Origin of the sequence: Streptomyces sp. Ncost-T10-10d, assembly GCF_900091955.1 — a bacterium.
Classification (GTDB): Bacteria; Actinomycetota; Actinomycetes; order Streptomycetales; family Streptomycetaceae; genus Streptomyces.
Genome location: NZ_FMDF01000028.1, coordinates 1 through 16,592, shown reverse-complemented (window position 1 = coordinate 16,592; position 16,592 = coordinate 1). Strand labels below are relative to the sequence as shown.

The window sequence follows — 16,592 nt, the reverse complement described above, 5'->3', positions numbered from 1 at the left end:
CCGGACCGGACACGGGGCGACGACTTGTGCGGGTGCTGGAGAGCGACCGGCGTCAGCCGGGGATCAGACCGTCGTCCCGGAGCATGGCGCGCACCTCTTCAAGGGTCGCGTCGGACGACGGCAGGATCAGCTCGGACGGTTCCAGGGAGTCGTCCGGCAAGGGTGTGCCGAACTCGCGCACCCTGGCGAGGAGCGCGTGGAGAGTGGAGCGGAAGCCGGGGCCGTCGCCGCTCTCCATCTCGGCGAGCAGTTCGTCGTCGAGCCTGTTGAGCTCGGCGAGATGGCTGTCGGCCAGTGCGACCTGGCCCTCCCCCATGATCCGTACGATCATGACGCTGCCTTAACTCTTGTCGAACCTGTGCGGGGACTGCGACGACTGCTGCTGCGCCGCATCCTGCGGGCCGCCCTCGATCGCCTGCTGCTGGGTGGAACCGCCGGCCAGCTCGGCCTTCATGCGCTGCAGCTCCAGCTCCACATCCGTACCACCGGAGATCCGGTCCAGCTCGGCGGCGATGTCGTCCTTCGCCGTCCCGGTCGGGTCGTCCAGGGCGCCGGAGGCGAGCAGCTCGTCGATCGCACCGGCCCGGGCCTGCAGCTGCTGGGTCTTGTCCTCGGCCCGCTGGATCGCCAGGCCGACATCGCCCATCTCCTCCGAGATCCCGGAGAAGGCCTCGCCGATCCGGGTCTGCGCCTGAGCTGCGGTGTAGGTGGCCTTGATGGTCTCCTTCTTGGTACGGAAGGCATCGACCTTGGCCTGCAGCCGCTGGGCCGCGAGAGTGAGCTTCTCCTCCTCGCCCTGCAGCGTGGTGTGCTGCGTCTCCAGGTCGGTGACCTGCTGCTGGAGTGCGGCGCGCCGGGACAGCGCCTCGCGGGCCAGGTCCTCGCGGCCGAGCGCGAGCGCCTTGCGGCCCTGGTCCTCCAGCTTGGACGACTGACCCTGCAGCTGATTCAGCTGCAGCTCCAGCCGTTTGCGCGAGGTCGCCACATCGGCGACGCCGCGGCGCACCTTCTGAAGCAGCTCCAGCTGCTTCTGGTACGAGTAATCGAGGGTCTCGCGCGGATCCTCGGCCCGGTCAAGGGCCTTGTTTGCCTTCGCGCGGAAGATCATCCCCATACGCTTCATGACACCGCTCATGGGCTTCGCGCGCCCCCTTCTGACGGACTGAGCTCCAGCACTCCAACAGAACCCACAGTACGGGCCCTGCCTCTATTACCGCACTGTTCGAGCACAGATGTGCTCCTCCCCAAGGACGACTGCACCCGGTCACCGCTCCGGCCCAGGGAGTAGGTGGCGGTCGGGGAAACCGGTCGAGACGTCCGCGGCAGACCCATGGGGACACCTCCGAGGACGCAGGCCGTTGCCGGATCGTTCCCGACCGGCCTGGGGCAGCGGCGATCGAACCCGTACCCTTGGGCCTTGTGTTCCGTAGCCGTTCGAAGGAAGAGAAGGCGCCCACCGGCAAGGTGACGGCGGACCTCTCCAAGCAGCCCCGCGACCCGCAGGCCCCCAAAGGTCGCCCCACCCCCAAGCGCAGCGATGCCCAGTCGCAGCGCCGTCGTGCCTCCAGTGGCGCGCCGCTCGACCGCAAGGAGGCCATGAAGCGGCAGCGCGAAGCGCGCCGTGTGGACATGGCCAAGCAGCGTGAGGCGCTCGCCAGTGGCGACGAGCGCTATCTGCCGGCTCGCGACAAGGGCCCGGTGCGGCGCTTCGTCCGCGATTACGTGGACTCGCGTTTCTGCATCGCGGAGTTCTTCCTGCCGCTCGCCGTGATCATTCTGATCCTCAGCGTGATCCAGGTGCAGAACATCCAGACCATCTCGCTGCTGCTCTGGCTCGTCGTGATCGTGCTGATCGTCATCGACTCGATCGGTCTCGCGTTCCGCCTGAAGAAGCAGCTGAACGCACGCTTCCCCGATACGCCGAAGCGTGGCGCGGTCGCCTACGGTCTGATGCGTACGCTTCAGATGCGTCGGCTCCGGCTGCCGAAGCCGCAGGTCAAGCGTGGAGAGCGACCCTGAGTACGGATATCTCCGGCTCGGCCGGCGGTCCGTCCGCCGACGCCGTCACCGCCACCGTCACCGGGTTCTCGGGAGCCTCTGCGGTGTGGCTGAAAGGGCTCGGCGGACTGCGCAACACCGTCCGCCAGGAGCTCGTCGCCCGGCAGATCGACGAGCAGATCGCGGCCCGCTTCCCGGTCGGGCAGCGGCTGCGCATCCTCGACGTCGGCATGGGCCAGGGCACCCAGGCGCTGCGCCTGGCCAGGGCCGGTCACAGCGTGACGGGCCTGGAGTCCGACGCCGAGATGCTGCGGGTGGCCCGCGAGGCGCTCGGCAGCGAGCCCGCGGGCATCCGTGAACGGGTCCGGCTCATCGAGGGCAACGGCCTGGACACCGGGGTGCACTTCCTGCCCGGCAGCTTCGACGTGGTGCTCTGCCACGGCGTGCTGATGTATGTCCGGGAGCCGGACGCGATGCTGGCCGGACTTGCCCGGATGCTGGCCCCGGGCGGACTGCTCTCGCTGCTCGTACGGAACGCCGATGCGCTGGCGATGCGGCCCGGGACCGCCGGGGACTGGGACGCGGCGCTGGCCGCCTTCGACACGGATGCGTACACCAATCGGCTGGGGCTCGCGGTGAGGGCCGACCGGCTGGACGCGCTGACGGCCACGCTCGCCGGCATCGCGGCACCCCTGCACGCCTGGTACGGGGTGCGTGTCTTCACGGACAACGTGAGCAACGACGTGGAACTGCCGGCCGCCGACGAACTGGAGCGGGTGCTGGCCGCGGAGGATCGCGCCGGACGGACCGATCCGTACCGCCGCGTGGCCGCGCTGCTCCATCTGTGCGGAGTGCGGGGCTAGAACCTTCCGGTACGCCGCCGGAGTCGTCCGGCGGCGTACCCGGTCGGCCGAACCCAACAGGCCCCCAATAGGGCTAAAAGCAATAATTCGGACATGGATGCATCCCACTCCCGCAACCGTGTACGCCGTCTGCTGCTGCCTCTGACCGCAGGTGTCTGCGCAGTCGCCCTGGTGAGCGGCTGCTCGGACGCGAACTCCGATTCTCCGGCGGCCCGACCCACCGAGTCGGCCTCCGCTTCGCAGACCGTCGGCGATCTGCAGCACGAGTACCAGGACGTGATCAAGAACGTCCTGCCGTCGGTCGTGCAGATCGAAGCCTCCAACAGCCTGGGCTCCGGCGTCATCTACGACACCAAGGGCCATATCGTCACCAACGCGCACGTGGTCGGCAACGAGAAGACGTTCAAGGTCACCGTCGCCACCGGCGAGAAGGTGCTGCGGGCCTCGCTGGTCGCCGCCTATCCGGAACAGGATCTGGCCGTCATCAAGCTCGCCGAGGTCCCGGAAGGGCTGAAGCCCGCAAAGTTCGGCGACTCGGAGAAGGTCGAGGTGGGACAGATCGTGCTGGCGATGGGCTCGCCGCTCGGGCTGTCCTCCAGCGTCACCCAGGGCATCGTCTCGGCGCTCGGCCGGACCGTCAGCGAAGGCAGCGGGGGCGGTGGCACGGGCGCGACGATCGCGAACATGGTGCAGACCTCGGCGGCGATCAACCCGGGCAACAGCGGAGGTGCGCTGGTCAACCTGAACAGCGAGGTGATCGGCATCCCGACGCTGGGGGCGATCGACCCGCAGATGGGTGACAGCGCGGCGCCGGGGATCGGGTTCGCGATCCCCGTGTCGATGGTGAAGACGATCGCCGATCAGATCGTCAAGAGCGGCAAGGTCACCGACTCGGGCCGGGCTGCGCTGAACATCATCGGACGCACGGTCGTCAACGACACCTACCAGCCGGTCGGGGTGGCGCTGGTCGGCGTGACGAAGGGCGGCGCCGCGGACAAGGCGGGGCTGCGGGTCGGCGACGTCGTCACCAAGGTCGGAGATCTGCCGGTCCCGACGATCACGGCCCTGTCGGAGGCGCTGGCCTCGGACAAGCCGGGCGAGAAGGTCACGGTGACGTACCTGCGCAACGGGGCGGAGAAGACAGCGCAGGTCACTCTCGGCGAGATCTAGCTTCAACGCCGTACGGGCTCGGAGACAGGCCCGAGCCCGTACGGCTGCTCATGCGCCGGGCGGATCAGCCCTGGTCGGCCTGGAGGCTCATGGGGCCGTAGATCTTTGTCGTGTCGTCGAAGAGCGTCACCTGGTCCGCCCCGCCGTCGAGGAGCTCCTTCCAGTACTCACCGATCCAGGACTCCGCATCGCCCTGCGTGGTGAATTCCTCCGGCTGCAGGGCCGGCTCCGTCTCCGTACCGTCGGACTTCTCGAACCGCCACGTCCACGCCATGTCCGCCTCCTGGGTCACTTTGCTGCCCGCAGCCTAGTGCCTCCGATCGGTGCGGGAACGGGTCCTGCGCCCGCTCGGACGCCCCCAGGTCGCGCACCCGCTGCGCGGACGCGGGAGGATCGGAGGCGTGGAACTGACTCTGCTGGGCACCGGAGCCCCCGACGGGCTGCCGCGGCCCGAATGTCCCTGTGCCGCCTGCGCCACCGCCCGCGGTACGCGCTCGCGGGCCGCGACCGCGCTGCTCGTCGACGACGCGCTGCTGCTCGATCTCACCCCGGGGGCCGTGTTCGCCGCAGCCCGTGCGGGGCATTCGCTCACCGGCGTACGGCAGGTGCTGCTCACCCATCCGCACGACGGGCCCGCCGTGGAGCTGCCTGCCGGCCTGCCTCCGGCGGGACGCGTGCCGGACGGGCGGGAGCTGACGCTGATCAGCGGTCACCGGGTGAGGGCGGTACCGATGGACGCGCCGGGAACGGGTTACGAGGTGACGGCCCCGGAGGGCGCACGGCTGCTCTACCTGCCGCCGGGCGCCGCGCCCTCCGGTCTCACGGACCGGGTGGCACAGCCCTACGACATGGTGGTCGGCGATGTGGTCGGGCGGCCGGACGCGGTGGCGCGGCTGCGGGCCGTCGAGGCGATCGGGCCGGCCACCGAGATCATCGCCGTTCATCTGGACCACGACGCACCGCCCGGCGCCGAGCTGGACCGGCGGCTCGCGGCGGCCGGCGCGCGGGCCGTACCCGACGGGACGACGCTGGTGATGGGTGAGTACCACTCGGTGCCGGACGTGCCGCGGCGCACGCTGGTGACGGGCGGTGCCAGGTCGGGTAAGTCGGTGGAGGCCGAGCGGCGCCTGGAGACGTTCCCCGAGGTGCTGTACGTGGCGACCGGTGGAGGCAGGGAAGGGGACGCGGAGTGGGCGGCCCGGATCGGGCTGCACCGGGACCGCAGGCCGGCCGCCTGGCGCACCGAGGAGACGTGTGAGCTGGTGGAGCTGCTGGAGTCGGACGGGCCGCCGCTGCTGATCGACTGTCTGTCGCTGTGGCTGACGGATGCGATGGACCGGGTGGATGCCTGGGACGACGCGGCGTGGGCGAACGGCGGCGAGAACGCGTTGCGGGAGCGGACCGCCGAGTTGGTCACCGCGGTGCGCGGAACGCGGCGCACGGTCGTCGCCGTGACCAACGAGACCGGCTCGGGCGTGGTGCCCGCGACGGCTGCCGGGCGACGGTTCCGGGACGAGCTGGGCCGGTTGAACGCCGCGTTCGCCGACGAGTGCGAGCAGGTACTGCTGGTGGTGTCCGGGCAGGTGCTGACGCTGCGCGGCTGACCGGGACCCGGGAACGCGCAACGCAGGAACGGAGCGCGAGAACAGGAGGAGCGGACATGGCACGTGTACGACCGATACTGAACGGGGTTCCGGAGACCTTGTTGTGGACGCTCTACAACCGGGCGTACGAGGCGGGGCAGCCCTATCCCGTGCTGGATGATCCGATGGCACTCCGGTTGCTGAAGGATCTGGACTACCCCTTCGAGGAACGGTTCGGGCGGCCGAACGCGTTCCACTCACAGGCCCAAGGGCTGCGCTCGCGCTGCTTCGACCTGGCCGTGCAGGGGTATCTCGCCGCCCGGCCGCAGGCCACTGTGGTCGCGCTCGGCGACGGTCTGGAGACCGGCTTCTGGAGGGTCGACAACGGCCGGCTGAACTGGCTGAGCGTGGAACTGCCCGAGGTCGCCGAGTTGCGCCGGGCCCTGCTGCCCGCCTCGGACCGGCTGCGCACCCTGTCCCGTTCGGCGACCGATCTGTCCTGGCTGGACGAGATCGAGGACCCGGAGGGCCGCGGTGTCGTCGTCACGACGCAGGGTCTGCTGATGTATCTGCCCCCCAAGGAGGTACGGAGGATCCTGGCGGCCTGTGCCGAACGGCTGCCCGGCGGCATCCTCGTGCTGGACACGATGGCGCGCTGGCTGGCCAGGGGCACGGTGGCCGGCACGTCGAAGGTCGGCGCGATGACCATTCCGCCGATGCGCTGGGCGATGAACCCCGGCGAGCGGCACAAGCTGCGCAGTGCGCACCCGGGGATCACCGAGGTGCGGGCGCTGCGGCTGCCGCGGGGGCGGGGCGCGATGGGCGAGCTGATCCGGATCCAGTCGCTGCTTCCGGGGCTGCGGACCCTGACGCCCGCGATGACGCAGCTGCGGTTCGTGGGCAGAACCTCGTACTGACCCGGTGTCAGAAACGTGGCGGGTACTGTTCCGCAGTGAGCCCGCCGCCGGGCTCACCGGCCCACTCCACGTATCGACCCGCGAGGCAGACCCCCGTGAATCTGGACGACTTCTCCGACCTGATCGAACGCCCCGACGGCGGCGTACGGCGCGACGCCGAGGAACGGCGGGAGCGCATGGTCGTTCCCCCCGGCGCCCTCGGCCGCCTGGACGAGCTGGGCGCCTGGCTCTCGGCCGCCCAGCAGTCCGTACCGGTCAAGGCGATCGAGCAGCCGCGCGTGGTGCTCTTCGCCGGTGACCACGGGGTTGCCGAACTGGGTGTCTCCGGGCGCGCGGCCGGCACTGCGTACGAGCTGGTTCGGGCCACGCTGGAGGGTGCGACTCCGCTCGCCGTGCTGGCGCGCCAGTTCTCGGTGCCGGTACGGATCGTCGACGCCGCTCTGGACTGCGACCCCGAGCTGCTGCCCGAGTCGGTGGTACGTCACCGGGTGCGGCGCGGCAGCGGCCGGATCGACATCGAGGACGCGCTGACGGCCGAGGAGGCCGAGCAGGCGGTACGTCTCGGCATGGCGATCGCCGACGAGGAGGCCGACTCGGGCACCGATCTGGTGGTGCTCGGCGATCTGAGCGTCGGCGGGACGACGGCCGCGGCCACGCTGATCGCGGCGCTGTGCGGCACGGACGCCTCGGTGGTCACCGGGCGCGGCGGCGCGGGGATCGACGATCTGGCGTGGATGCGCAAGTGTGCGGCGATCCGGGACGCGCTGCGGCGGGCCAGGCCGGTCCTCGGTGATCAGCTGGAGCTGCTGGCCACGGTGGGCGGTGCGGACCTGGCGGCGATGACCGGGTTCCTGCTGCAGTGCGCGGTGCGCAGGCTGCCGGTCATTCTGGACGGTGTGGTCTCGTCGGCCTGTGCGCTGGTGGGTCAGCGGGCCGCCTTCCGGGCGCCGGACTGGTGGCTGGCGGGTCAGGCGAGCGGCGAGCCGGCGCAGACCAAGGCGCTGGACCGGATGGCACTCAACCCATTGCTGGACCACGGCGTCATCGTGGGTGAAGGAAGTGGGGCATTGCTCGCACTTCCGCTCGTTCGGGCCGCGGCCGCGCTGGCGGCGGAGCTGCCCGAGCGCGCACCTGTCGCCGATGAGAAGAACGGTGCCGACGAAGGGGCTGACGGAAGCGACGCGGACCGCGACGCGACCGACGGCTGACGGACCCGGCAGCGCTGCGGCCGGCCACAAACCGGCCGCAGCGCAGTCCCCTCATGTTGCGCGATGCACCATATGATCGTTTTCATGGGAGAGGTCCGATTGGCCACCGAGGAATCCCGGCGGGACACCACCCGGGCACCGAGCACCGTCCGGTCACGCCGCTGCGCCGCGTTCACCATCTGGTACCTGCGTGTCGTGTCGTTCATCAATTTCCTGAGCGCCGTCTGGGTCACTCTCGGCAACGATCTGCGCCGTCACAACACCGCGAACTACTTCACCCCGTATCTGCTCACCGCCGGCTTCTCCTCCGGGGTGGTCGCGCTCTTCCTCGCGATCACCATGCGCCGCCGCAAGCGGGCCGCGTGGATCGTGAACATGGTGGTGAGCAGTCTCCTGCTGCTGCTCTTCGCCCTGGTGATTCCGTTCCCGGAGGTCCGGCAGTACGCGCAGAACTGGATCTCGCTGGCGCTGACGGCCATGTTCGTCCTGGCGCTCGCCCTCGGCCGGCGCGAGTTCTACGCGAAGGGCGACCGGTCCAATCCCAAGCTGGCCGCCGCCGTCGCGGTCGGCGGGCTGCTGGTCACCTCGCTGATCGCCGCGGGCCTGGTCACCCTCACCAACACCGCGCGCGACGACTACCGCTCGTCCTTCCTGGACCGCTGGCACTACGGCGCCCTGCGGCTCGTCTCGGTCGCCGCCAACGATGTCGACTTCCCCGGAATCACTACGCCCGGCTGGGTCAATGTCACCATCAACATCCTCTCCACGCTGCTGCTGATCGCCGTCGTGTACGCGGCGTTCCGGGCCCGCCGGGCCGTCGACCCGATCACCCCGGAGGACGAGGCCCGGCTGCGGGCGCTGCTCGACAAGCACGGCGACCGCGACTCGCTCGGCTACTTCGCGCTGCGCCGGGAGAAGAGTGTCATCTGGTCACCGACCGGGAAGGCCGCCGTCGCCTACCGGGTGGTCGGCGGGGTCTCGCTCGCCTCCGGTGATCCCATCGGCGACCTGGAGGCCTGGCCCGGAGCGATCGAGCCATGGTTGGCCGAGGCCCGCGAGCACGGCTGGATCCCGGCGGTGATGGGCGTGAGCGAGGAGGGCGGCACCGTCTACGCGCGGCACGGCCTCGACGCCCTGGAGCTGGGCGACGAAGCGATCGTGGAGACCGCCGAGTTCACCCTCGAAGGGCGTGCGATGCGGACCGTCCGCCAGGCGTACAACCGGGTCAGGCGCGCCGGGTACGAGGTGACCGTGCGTCGGCACGCCGACATCCCCGACGACGAGATGGCCGAACTGGTACGGCGCGCCGACGACTGGCGCGACGGGGCGACCGAACGCGGCTTCTCGATGGCGCTGGGCCGGCTCGGCGATCCGGCAGACGGGCAGTGCGTGATGCTCGAATGCCGCAACTCGCCCACCGAAGAGGGCGGCGAACCCGGCGAGTTGCGCGCCGTACTGAGCTTTGTGCCATGGGGACCGAACGGCCTCTCGCTGGATCTGATGCGCCGTGACCGGGACGCGGAGAACGGCCTGATGGAGTTCATGGTCATCGAACTCCTCCAGCGTGCCGGTGAGATCGGGATCACCCAGGTCTCACTGAACTTCGCGATGTTCCGGTCCGTCTTCGAGCGGGGTTCACGGCTCGGCGCCGGACCGGTGCTGAGGCTGTGGCGCTCCATGCTCAGCTTCTTCTCGCGCTGGTGGCAGATCGAGTCGCTCTACCGCGCCAACGCCAAGTACCGACCGATCTGGGAGCCGCGCTTCATGCTCTTCGAGAAGAGCTCCGACCTCCTGCGCATCGGCCTCGCCGCGGGCCGCGCCGAAGGGTTCCTGGAGGCACCCGGTCTGCCCAAGTGGATGCACCGCTCACATCTCGGGGCCGGTGGATGAGACCCGTACACGCGCTGGGCCGGGCCGTTCGCCACGAGTGGGGTCCGCTCGCGGGGACCGTACGCGCGGGGCTCGCCGCCTCCCGGCTGGGGGCTGTTCCGATGACGCTGGCTTCGGTCTGTCTGACGGCACTGCTCCATACGGTGCAGAACCAGTCGTGGGGCGCCGGGCCGGTGCGCGAGCTCGGGGCGGTGCGGGCCGAGGATCCGCTGTGGGAGGCCCTGCTGCGTACCCCGTTGTCACTGTTCGTCCCGGCGCTGGACCTGCCGGCGTGGGGGGCGCTGGCGCAGATCCTGGTGGTGTTCGGGACCGCCGAGATCTGTCTGGGCCGGTGGCGCACGCTGCTGATCGCGTACGTCGCGACGCTGGCCGGAACGATGTACGCGCGGATCGGTGTCTCGATCGACCCCGAAGGGCTGTTCGGGCTGCCCGCCTCCGATGCCCGGATCATCGACACCGGCCCTTCGGCGGCGGTGGTCGGGCTGGCCGTCTACGTGAGTTACGTCTACCGGGCCTGGTTCACCGGGGCGCTGGTGATCGCGACAATGGTGGCCGAGATGATCTTCAAGAACAATCTGGCGGGCAAGGAGCATCTGGCCGCGATCGCCGCGGTCCTCGCGCTGTGTGTTGTCACGCTCCGCCGGGACCGGCGCCGGCAACTGCGGCGCGGGGCTCAGGATTTGCGCCCGGGGGCCGGAACCCGGTCCGGTGCGCCGCCGATCAGGTCCTGAAATCTGCGGCGCGGGCCCGCCCAGCGCACATCGTGGTGGTAGGCGCGCAGCACCGCCCGGGCGCGGGCGCGGTGACGGGTGCGGTAGAAGCGCTTCGCCCACATCGAGGTCGGCCGGGCCAGCCGGATCGCCCCGATCAGCGCGACGAACGGGACGAGGGTGCCGACGACCGCGAGCCGCGCCTTGCCCTTGAACAGGGCGATCAGCACGAAGCAGAAGTTGACGACCAGGGTCAGGATGACGCCGAGCCTGCCCTGCTGCTGGTCACTGCTCAGCTCGTTCACGCCGAACGGTGAGAAACCGGCCAGGACCAGCAGCACCAGCGCCGCGGTGAGGACCACGACCTCCACGCTCTTGCGGCCCTCCTCGGTCCAGTACACATCGTCGAGGTGGAGGATCAGGGCGAACTCGTCCAGCACCAGACCCGCACCCATACCGAAGACCACCGCACAGACCCCCGCGGTGACACCCTGGCGGCCACTGGCGACCGCCCCGAAGCCGCCGATGACGCTCAGCACCACCCCGGGCACCACATGGTGGACATGCACTCCGCCGGGCGTGATGTTGCGGAACGGGCCCTTGCCGGCCCGGATCATCCGCGTGATGAACCGGGTGATGGCGAAGGTGAGCACGAAGGCGGCCAGGGCGAGGAGCAGCGGCAGCTTTCCGGGCTCGACGATGTTCTGATCGAACCAGTGACCCATGCCACCCACTCCCAATAAGACTCTTTTGTCATGATCTGCTGTGTTCTGTACAATCTATCGGCCCGCCGCACCGATTACCCTGCGCGCCGTGACCTCCCTGAACAGCCATGGCCTGCGCTTCGCCTTCGGCACCCTGACCGTGCTCCCCGTCCGCGTCACCCGCTGGGACCGCCGGGCCGCCCGCGCCGGGATGCTGTGCGCACCGGCAGCCGGTCTCGTCGTGGGGCTGCTCGCGGCGGTGCCCGGCTGTCTGTTGCTGCTGCTCGGCTCCGGCCCGCTGCCGGCCGCGGTCGCCTCCGCCGCCGTGCCGGCGGTGCTGACCCGGGGTCTGCATCTGGACGGTCTCGCGGACACCGCCGACGGCCTGGGCAGCGGCAAGCCCGCCGACGACGCCCTGCGGATCATGAAGCAGTCGGACATCGGCCCGTTCGGTGTGATCACCCTGCTGTTCGTGCTGCTGGCCCAGGTCGCGGTCCTCGGCCGGCTCTACGGGCAGAGCTGGGCGCACGGCGCGGTGGCGGCGGTCGTCGCCGCGGTCACCGCCCGGCTGGCGCTCACCCTGGCTTCCCGTCAGGGCGTACCGGCGGCCCGTCCGGAAGGGCTGGGTGCGGTGGTGGCGGGAACGGTCACGGTCCGGGCCGCGGTGGCGGTCGGTGCCGTCACGGTGGCGGCCTGTGCGGGTGCCGGTGCGCTCCTCGGCGGGTACGGGGCGCTGCACCACGCCCTCGCCGCGCTGGCCGCCCTCGGCGTCGCCCAACTCCTGCTGCGGCACTGTGTACGGCGCTTCGGCGGGGTGACCGGCGATGTCTTCGGCGCACTGGCGGAGACTGCCGCGACGGCGGCCCTGGTGGTCCTGGCACTCGGTTAGGAGCGGGCCTTCGGGCACTCCTGGCGCCACACACCCAGCTCGTACCTCTTCCGCAGCGAACTGAGCCCGAGCCGCTTCGACCCGGCGCAGAACCGGGCGACCGGCAGCTCGTACTCCACGTGGAAGACGGCCTTGCCCGCCTTCACGAACGGTGTGAGGGCATCGCACTCCCCGTACTGCGCGCACTGCTCATTGACCGCGAAGTCGAAGTCCGGCTCCAGCTCCGGGATCTGGTCGAGGTCGTTCTTCAGGCCGACGGCGAGTCCATGGCGGTGGGCGATACGGGCGATGAGCCGGTTGTAGCGCACCTGGTCGGCGGCGGTCAGCGGGAAGCCCGTGCGGTTGCGGTAGCCGTCCATGTTGTCGGGCTCCACCGCGTCGAAGCCCTTCTTCGCGCACATCGCGATCCGCGCCTCCATCAGCGGCTCCAGGACGTCCGTGCGGCGGATGTCGAGCCACCGCTCCCCCTCCCAGCCGTTGCCCTTCCCCCGTACCGAGGCGGGGAACTTCCCGGCGTCCGGGCGGAACTCCTCCCAGGCGCCGGTGGAGAGGTAGCAGATCACCTTGCGGCCCCGGCGGTGCAGGTCGGCGACGGCCGGAGCCTTGTGCTCGAAGCCGTCGATGTCGTACACGGGGACGTCCACCGTGGGGTCCAGCCGGCCGGAGAGCTGCCACTGCCAGCCGATGCCCGGCTCCGGCCGCCACCGGCCCGCGCCGGCGGGTTCCGGCGCCGAGGTGCAGCCGGTCAGCAGGGTCAGCAGAATCAGCACGGTGACCGGCAGCGCCGGTCCCGGCCAGGTCACGTGTGCAGCTCCACAGGCGCGCATGGTTCTCCCCCATCGGTCCGGCACCGCCAACGACCCTACTTGCACGGCCCGTTCCAGCCGCACGGCCCCGGACCCGGCAACCCGGAACCGGGGCATCGACGCCACAGCGGGCCGCCGACGTGATCCCGCAGCAAAGGCGCGCGTAGGCTCATTCCCGGCACATTGCGGCGGCGTCTACGATGCGCCGGGCACGGTCGGCCCACCCCTCGACCGACAACGAACTCAACGGAAGCGAGATTTCACCACCGTGACTGCTCTCACTCTCAGCACTGCCGGTGCGGCGACGCTGCGCGCCGACGCACTCGTCGTCGGCGTCGCCAAGGGCGCTGGATCCAAGTCCGGTGACCTGGTCCTCGCGCCGGGCGCCGAGGCCGTGGACAAGGCGTTCGACGGAAAGCTCGCCACCGTCCTGAAGGCCCTGGGCGCCGCTGGTGCCGAGGGCGAGGTGACCAAGCTCCCCGCGCCCGCCGGCCTCAAGGTCCCGGTCGTCATCGCGGCCGGACTCGGCTCCGTCCCGGAGAAGGACGCGGCGTACGACGCCGAGGCGCTGCGCCGGGCCGCGGGCTCGGCCGCCCGCGCCCTGAGCGGTTCGAAGAAGGCCGGCTTCGCGCTGCCCATCGAGTCCGCCGAGGACGCCGAGGCGATCGCGGAGGGCGCGCTCCTCGGCGCGTACGCCTTCACCGCGTACCAGGGCGGCGAGAACAAGCTGGCGCCCAAGGACAAGAAGAACGGCAACGGCGCGAAGCTGCCGCTCGGCGAGGTCGCCCTGCTCGGCGCCAAGCCGCGCGACAAGGCGTTCAAGGCGGCCGCCGAGCGTGCCGTCGCGGTCGTCGAGGAGATCAACCGCGCCCGCGACCTGATCAACACCCCGCCGAACGACCTGTACCCCGAGTCCTTCGCCGCCGTGGCCACCGCCGCCGGCAAGGAGCACGGCATCAAGGTCCAGGTCCTCGACGAGAAGGCGCTCGTCAAGGGCGGCTTCGGCGGTCTGCTGGGCGTCGGCCAGGGTTCGACCCACGGCCCGCGTCTGGTGAAGCTCGCCTACACGCACCCGAAGGCGGAGAAGACCCTGGCCCTGGTCGGCAAGGGCATCACCTACGACTCGGGCGGCATCTCGCTGAAGCCGGCCGGCCACAACGAGACGATGAAGTGCGACATGAGCGGCGCCGCCGCCGTGTTCGCAGCCGTCGTCGCGGCCGCCCGTCTCGGCCTCCAGGTCAATGTCACCGGCTGGCTGGCGCTCGCGGAGAACATGCCGTCCGGCAACGCCACCCGCCCCGGTGACGTGCTGCGCATGTACAGCGGCAAGACCGTCGAGGTCCTCAACACGGACGCCGAGGGCCGGCTCGTCCTCGCCGACGCGCTGACCCGTGCCTCCGAGGAGAACCCGGACGCGATCGTCGACGTGGCGACCCTGACCGGCGCGATGGTGCTGGCGCTGGGCAACCGCACCTTCGGCATCATGGCGAACGACGACGCCTTCCGTACCTCCATCCACGAGATCGCCGAGGAGGTCGGCGAGGCCTCCTGGCCGATGCCGCTCCCCGCCGACCTGCGCAAGGGCATGGACTCCCCGACCGCCGACATCGCCAACATGGGCGAGCGGATGGGCGGCGGCCTGGTCGCCGGTCTGTTCCTGAAGGAGTTCGTGGGCGAGGGCATCGCCTGGGCGCACCTGGACATCGCGGGCCCGGCCTTCCACGAGGGCGCACCGTACGGCTACACGCCGAAGGGCGGCACCGGTTCCGCGATCCGCACGCTGGTGAAGCTGGCGGAGCGCACCGCTGCCGGAGACCTCGGCTGAGGTCGCAGCCGGCACACGGCCCCGGGCATACGTCCGGGGCCGTAGGTGTTCCCCCGGTGGCATCGCGGCGTGGATCCCGGCAGGTTTCGCTCTCAACGAAATCAGTGGGTCTCTACGCAGCGGTAACCACCCGAGACGGATGATCATCCGCCTCAGACCCGGGCCCCGCGTCCCGCCCACCGTCAACAAGTGCGAAGATGGGTTCTCGGCAGGACAGGGCCCCCACCACAGGGCCGAATAACAAAAGCGGCCGAACACCAGCCGACCGGCCGGTCATCCCCCAGCGACGGGGCCCGGCGTACGGCGCACATGCATGGAGGACGTGACGTGGCGAACGACGCCAGCACCGTTTTCGACCTAGTGATCCTCGGCGGTGGTAGCGGCGGTTACGCCGCGGCCCTGCGCGGAGCGCAGCTGGGCCTGGACGTCGCTCTGATCGAGAAGGGCAAGGTCGGCGGTACCTGCCTGCACAACGGCTGCATCCCCACGAAGGCCCTGCTGCACGCCGGCGAGATCGCCGACCAGGCGCGCGAGGCCGACCAGTTCGGTGTCAAGGCCACCTTCGAGGGCATCGACATCGAGGCCGTCCACAAGTACAAGGACGACGTGATCTCGGGCCTGTACAAGGGTCTGCAGGGTCTCATCGCCTCGCGCAAGGTCACCTACATCGAGGGTGAGGGACGGCTCTCCTCCCCCACCTCGGTGGATGTGAACGGCCAGCGCGTCCAGGGCCGCCACGTGCTGCTCGCGACCGGCTCCGTGCCGAAGTCGCTGCCGGGCCTGGAGATCGACGGCAACCGCATCATCTCCTCGGACCACGCGCTGAAGCTGGACCGTGTCCCGAAGTCCGCGATCGTACTGGGCGGCGGCGTCATCGGCGTCGAGTTCGCCTCGGCGTGGACGTCCTTCGGCACCGACGTCACGATCATCGAGGGCCTGAAGCACCTCGTCCCGGTCGAGGACGAGAACAGCTCGAAGCTTCTTGAGCGCGCCTTCCGCAAGCGCGGCATCAAGTTCAACCTCGGTACGTTCTTCCAGAGCGCCGAGTACACGCAGGACGGCGTCCGCGTGACCCTCGCCGACGGCAAGACCTTCGAGGCCGAGGTGCTGCTGGTCGCCATCGGCCGCGGCCCGGTCTCGCAGGGTCTGGGCTACGAGGAGGCCGGCGTCGCGATGGACCGCGGCTACGTCCTCGTCGACGAGTACATGCAGACCAACGTGCCCACCATCTCGGCCGTGGGTGACCTGGCCCCGACGCTCCAGCTCGCGCACGTCGGCTTCGCCGAGGGCATCCTGGTGGCGGAGCGGCTGGCCGGTCTGAAGACCGTTCCGATCGACTACGACGGTGTCCCGCGGGTGACGTACTGCCACCCCGAGGTCGCCTCCGTGGGCATCACCGAGGCCAAGGCCAAGGAGCTCTACGGCGCGGACAAGGTCGTCGCTCTGAAGTACAACCTCGCGGGCAACGGCAAGAGCAAGATCCTCAAGACCGCGGGCGAGATCAAGCTCGTCCAGGTCAAGGACGGTGCCGTGGTCGGCGTCCACATGGTCGGTGACCGTATGGGCGAGCAGGTCGGCGAGGCCCAGCTGATCTACAACTGGGAGGCGCTGCCCGCCGAGGTCGCGCAGCTCATCCACGCCCACCCGACGCAGAACGAGGCGATGGGCGAGGCCCACCTGGCCCTCGCCGGCAAGCCCCTGCACTCCCACGACTGATCAGTCGACCGGGCGCGACGACGACCTACTTCCGCACTTTCGTAAGGAGCAACTGAAACCATGTCGGTTTCCGTAACCCTTCCGGCGCTCGGCGAGAGCGTCACCGAGGGCACTGTCACCCGCTGGCTGAAGGCCGAGGGCGAGCGCGTCGAGGCCGACGAGCCGCTGCTCGAGGTTTCGACCGACAAGGTCGACACCGAGATCCCTGCCCCCGCTGCCGGCATCCTCGCCGCCATCAAGGTCGCCGAGGACGAGACCGTCGAGGTCGGCGCCGAGCTGGCCGTCATCGACGACGGCACGGGTGCGCCCGCCG

The 16,592-nt window shown here is 70.3% G+C and carries 17 protein-coding genes; 12 read left to right on the top strand and 5 right to left on the bottom strand.

Annotated elements, in window-relative coordinates; all coding sequences use genetic code 11:
- Positions 1 to 52: 52 nt before the first annotated feature.
- Entirely contained in the window at positions 53 to 331 is a 279-nt protein-coding gene (locus GA0115254_RS02280) for a PspA-associated protein PspAA (RefSeq protein WP_093893563.1), read from the bottom strand.
- Positions 332 to 340: 9 nt separating this feature from the next.
- Complete coding sequence (locus GA0115254_RS02275) at positions 341 to 1,123, bottom strand: PspA/IM30 family protein (RefSeq protein WP_093893567.1); 783 nt, start codon at positions 1,121 to 1,123, stop codon at positions 341 to 343.
- Positions 1,124 to 1,419: 296 nt separating this feature from the next.
- Between GA0115254_RS02275 and GA0115254_RS02270 the strand changes: the two genes are divergently transcribed.
- The 3 genes from GA0115254_RS02270 (at position 1,420) to GA0115254_RS02260 (ending at position 4,031) form a co-directional block, all read left to right on the top strand.
- The gene (locus GA0115254_RS02270; protein ID WP_093893562.1) at positions 1,420 to 2,019 is read left to right on the top strand and encodes a DUF3043 domain-containing protein; all 600 of its coding nucleotides are present in this window, start codon (positions 1,420 to 1,422) and stop codon (positions 2,017 to 2,019) included.
- Between the two features lie 107 nt (positions 2,020 to 2,126).
- Positions 2,127 to 2,861 carry a class I SAM-dependent methyltransferase gene (locus tag GA0115254_RS02265; RefSeq protein WP_370740815.1) on the top strand — a complete coding sequence of 245 codons (735 nt, stop codon included), beginning with the start codon at positions 2,127 to 2,129 and terminating at the stop codon, positions 2,859 to 2,861.
- A 93-nt stretch (positions 2,862 to 2,954) separates the two neighbouring features.
- On the top strand, positions 2,955 to 4,031 hold the full coding sequence (locus GA0115254_RS02260) for a S1C family serine protease (RefSeq protein ID WP_093893561.1): 1,077 nt from the start codon (positions 2,955 to 2,957) through the stop codon (positions 4,029 to 4,031).
- A 64-nt stretch (positions 4,032 to 4,095) separates the two neighbouring features.
- On the opposite strand, the gene GA0115254_RS02255 is transcribed toward GA0115254_RS02260, so the two are convergent.
- On the bottom strand, positions 4,096 to 4,305 hold the full coding sequence (locus tag GA0115254_RS02255) for a hypothetical protein (protein ID WP_093893560.1): 210 nt from the start codon (positions 4,303 to 4,305) through the stop codon (positions 4,096 to 4,098).
- Positions 4,306 to 4,432: 127 nt separating this feature from the next.
- Here GA0115254_RS02255 and GA0115254_RS02250 point away from each other — a divergent pair, with 127 nt between their 5' ends.
- From GA0115254_RS02250 to GA0115254_RS02230, 5 genes are all read left to right on the top strand, one after another.
- Complete coding sequence (locus GA0115254_RS02250) at positions 4,433 to 5,635, top strand: bifunctional adenosylcobinamide kinase/adenosylcobinamide-phosphate guanylyltransferase (protein WP_093893559.1); 1,203 nt, start codon at positions 4,433 to 4,435, stop codon at positions 5,633 to 5,635.
- Positions 5,636 to 5,691: 56 nt separating this feature from the next.
- Positions 5,692 to 6,531, top strand: a complete 840-nt coding sequence (locus GA0115254_RS02245) for a class I SAM-dependent methyltransferase (protein ID WP_093893558.1) — start codon at positions 5,692 to 5,694, stop codon at positions 6,529 to 6,531.
- A 95-nt stretch (positions 6,532 to 6,626) separates the two neighbouring features.
- On the top strand, positions 6,627 to 7,739 hold the full coding sequence (gene cobT, locus GA0115254_RS02240) for a nicotinate-nucleotide--dimethylbenzimidazole phosphoribosyltransferase (protein ID WP_093893557.1): 1,113 nt from the start codon (positions 6,627 to 6,629) through the stop codon (positions 7,737 to 7,739).
- A gap of 84 nt (positions 7,740 to 7,823) precedes the next feature.
- A complete protein-coding gene (locus GA0115254_RS02235; RefSeq protein WP_093893565.1) occupies positions 7,824 to 9,629 on the top strand; it encodes a phosphatidylglycerol lysyltransferase domain-containing protein in 1,806 nt (601 codons plus the stop codon).
- Complete coding sequence (locus GA0115254_RS02230) at positions 9,626 to 10,360, top strand: hypothetical protein (RefSeq protein ID WP_093893556.1); 735 nt, start codon at positions 9,626 to 9,628, stop codon at positions 10,358 to 10,360. The genes GA0115254_RS02235 and GA0115254_RS02230 overlap by 4 nt, the downstream gene beginning before the upstream one ends.
- Here GA0115254_RS02230 and GA0115254_RS02225 read toward each other — a convergent pair.
- Positions 10,303 to 11,064 carry a hypothetical protein gene (locus tag GA0115254_RS02225; RefSeq protein WP_093893555.1) on the bottom strand — a complete coding sequence of 254 codons (762 nt, stop codon included), beginning with the start codon at positions 11,062 to 11,064 and terminating at the stop codon, positions 10,303 to 10,305. The two genes, GA0115254_RS02230 and GA0115254_RS02225, sit on opposite strands and share 58 nt — an antisense overlap.
- An 88-nt stretch (positions 11,065 to 11,152) precedes the next feature.
- Between GA0115254_RS02225 and GA0115254_RS02220 the strand changes: the two genes are divergently transcribed.
- A complete protein-coding gene (locus GA0115254_RS02220; RefSeq protein ID WP_093893564.1) occupies positions 11,153 to 11,932 on the top strand; it encodes an adenosylcobinamide-GDP ribazoletransferase in 780 nt (259 codons plus the stop codon).
- On the opposite strand, the gene GA0115254_RS02215 is transcribed toward GA0115254_RS02220, so the two are convergent.
- Complete coding sequence (locus tag GA0115254_RS02215; protein WP_093893554.1) at positions 11,929 to 12,759, bottom strand: endo alpha-1,4 polygalactosaminidase; 831 nt, start codon at positions 12,757 to 12,759, stop codon at positions 11,929 to 11,931. The two genes, GA0115254_RS02220 and GA0115254_RS02215, sit on opposite strands and share 4 nt — an antisense overlap.
- 247 nt (positions 12,760 to 13,006) lie before the next feature.
- Here GA0115254_RS02215 and GA0115254_RS02210 point away from each other — a divergent pair, with 247 nt between their 5' ends.
- The 3 genes from GA0115254_RS02210 to GA0115254_RS02200 form a co-directional block, all read left to right on the top strand.
- Positions 13,007 to 14,563 (top strand): leucyl aminopeptidase, encoded by a 1,557-nt coding sequence (locus tag GA0115254_RS02210; RefSeq protein WP_093893553.1) that lies wholly within the window; start codon positions 13,007 to 13,009, stop codon positions 14,561 to 14,563.
- A gap of 327 nt (positions 14,564 to 14,890) precedes the next feature.
- A complete protein-coding gene (gene lpdA / locus GA0115254_RS02205; RefSeq protein ID WP_093893552.1) occupies positions 14,891 to 16,279 on the top strand; it encodes a dihydrolipoyl dehydrogenase in 1,389 nt (462 codons plus the stop codon).
- Positions 16,280 to 16,339: 60 nt separating this feature from the next.
- Positions 16,340 to 16,592: biotin/lipoyl-containing protein (locus tag GA0115254_RS02200; protein ID WP_305135812.1), on the top strand; the 253-nt coding region annotated here is incomplete at its 3' end.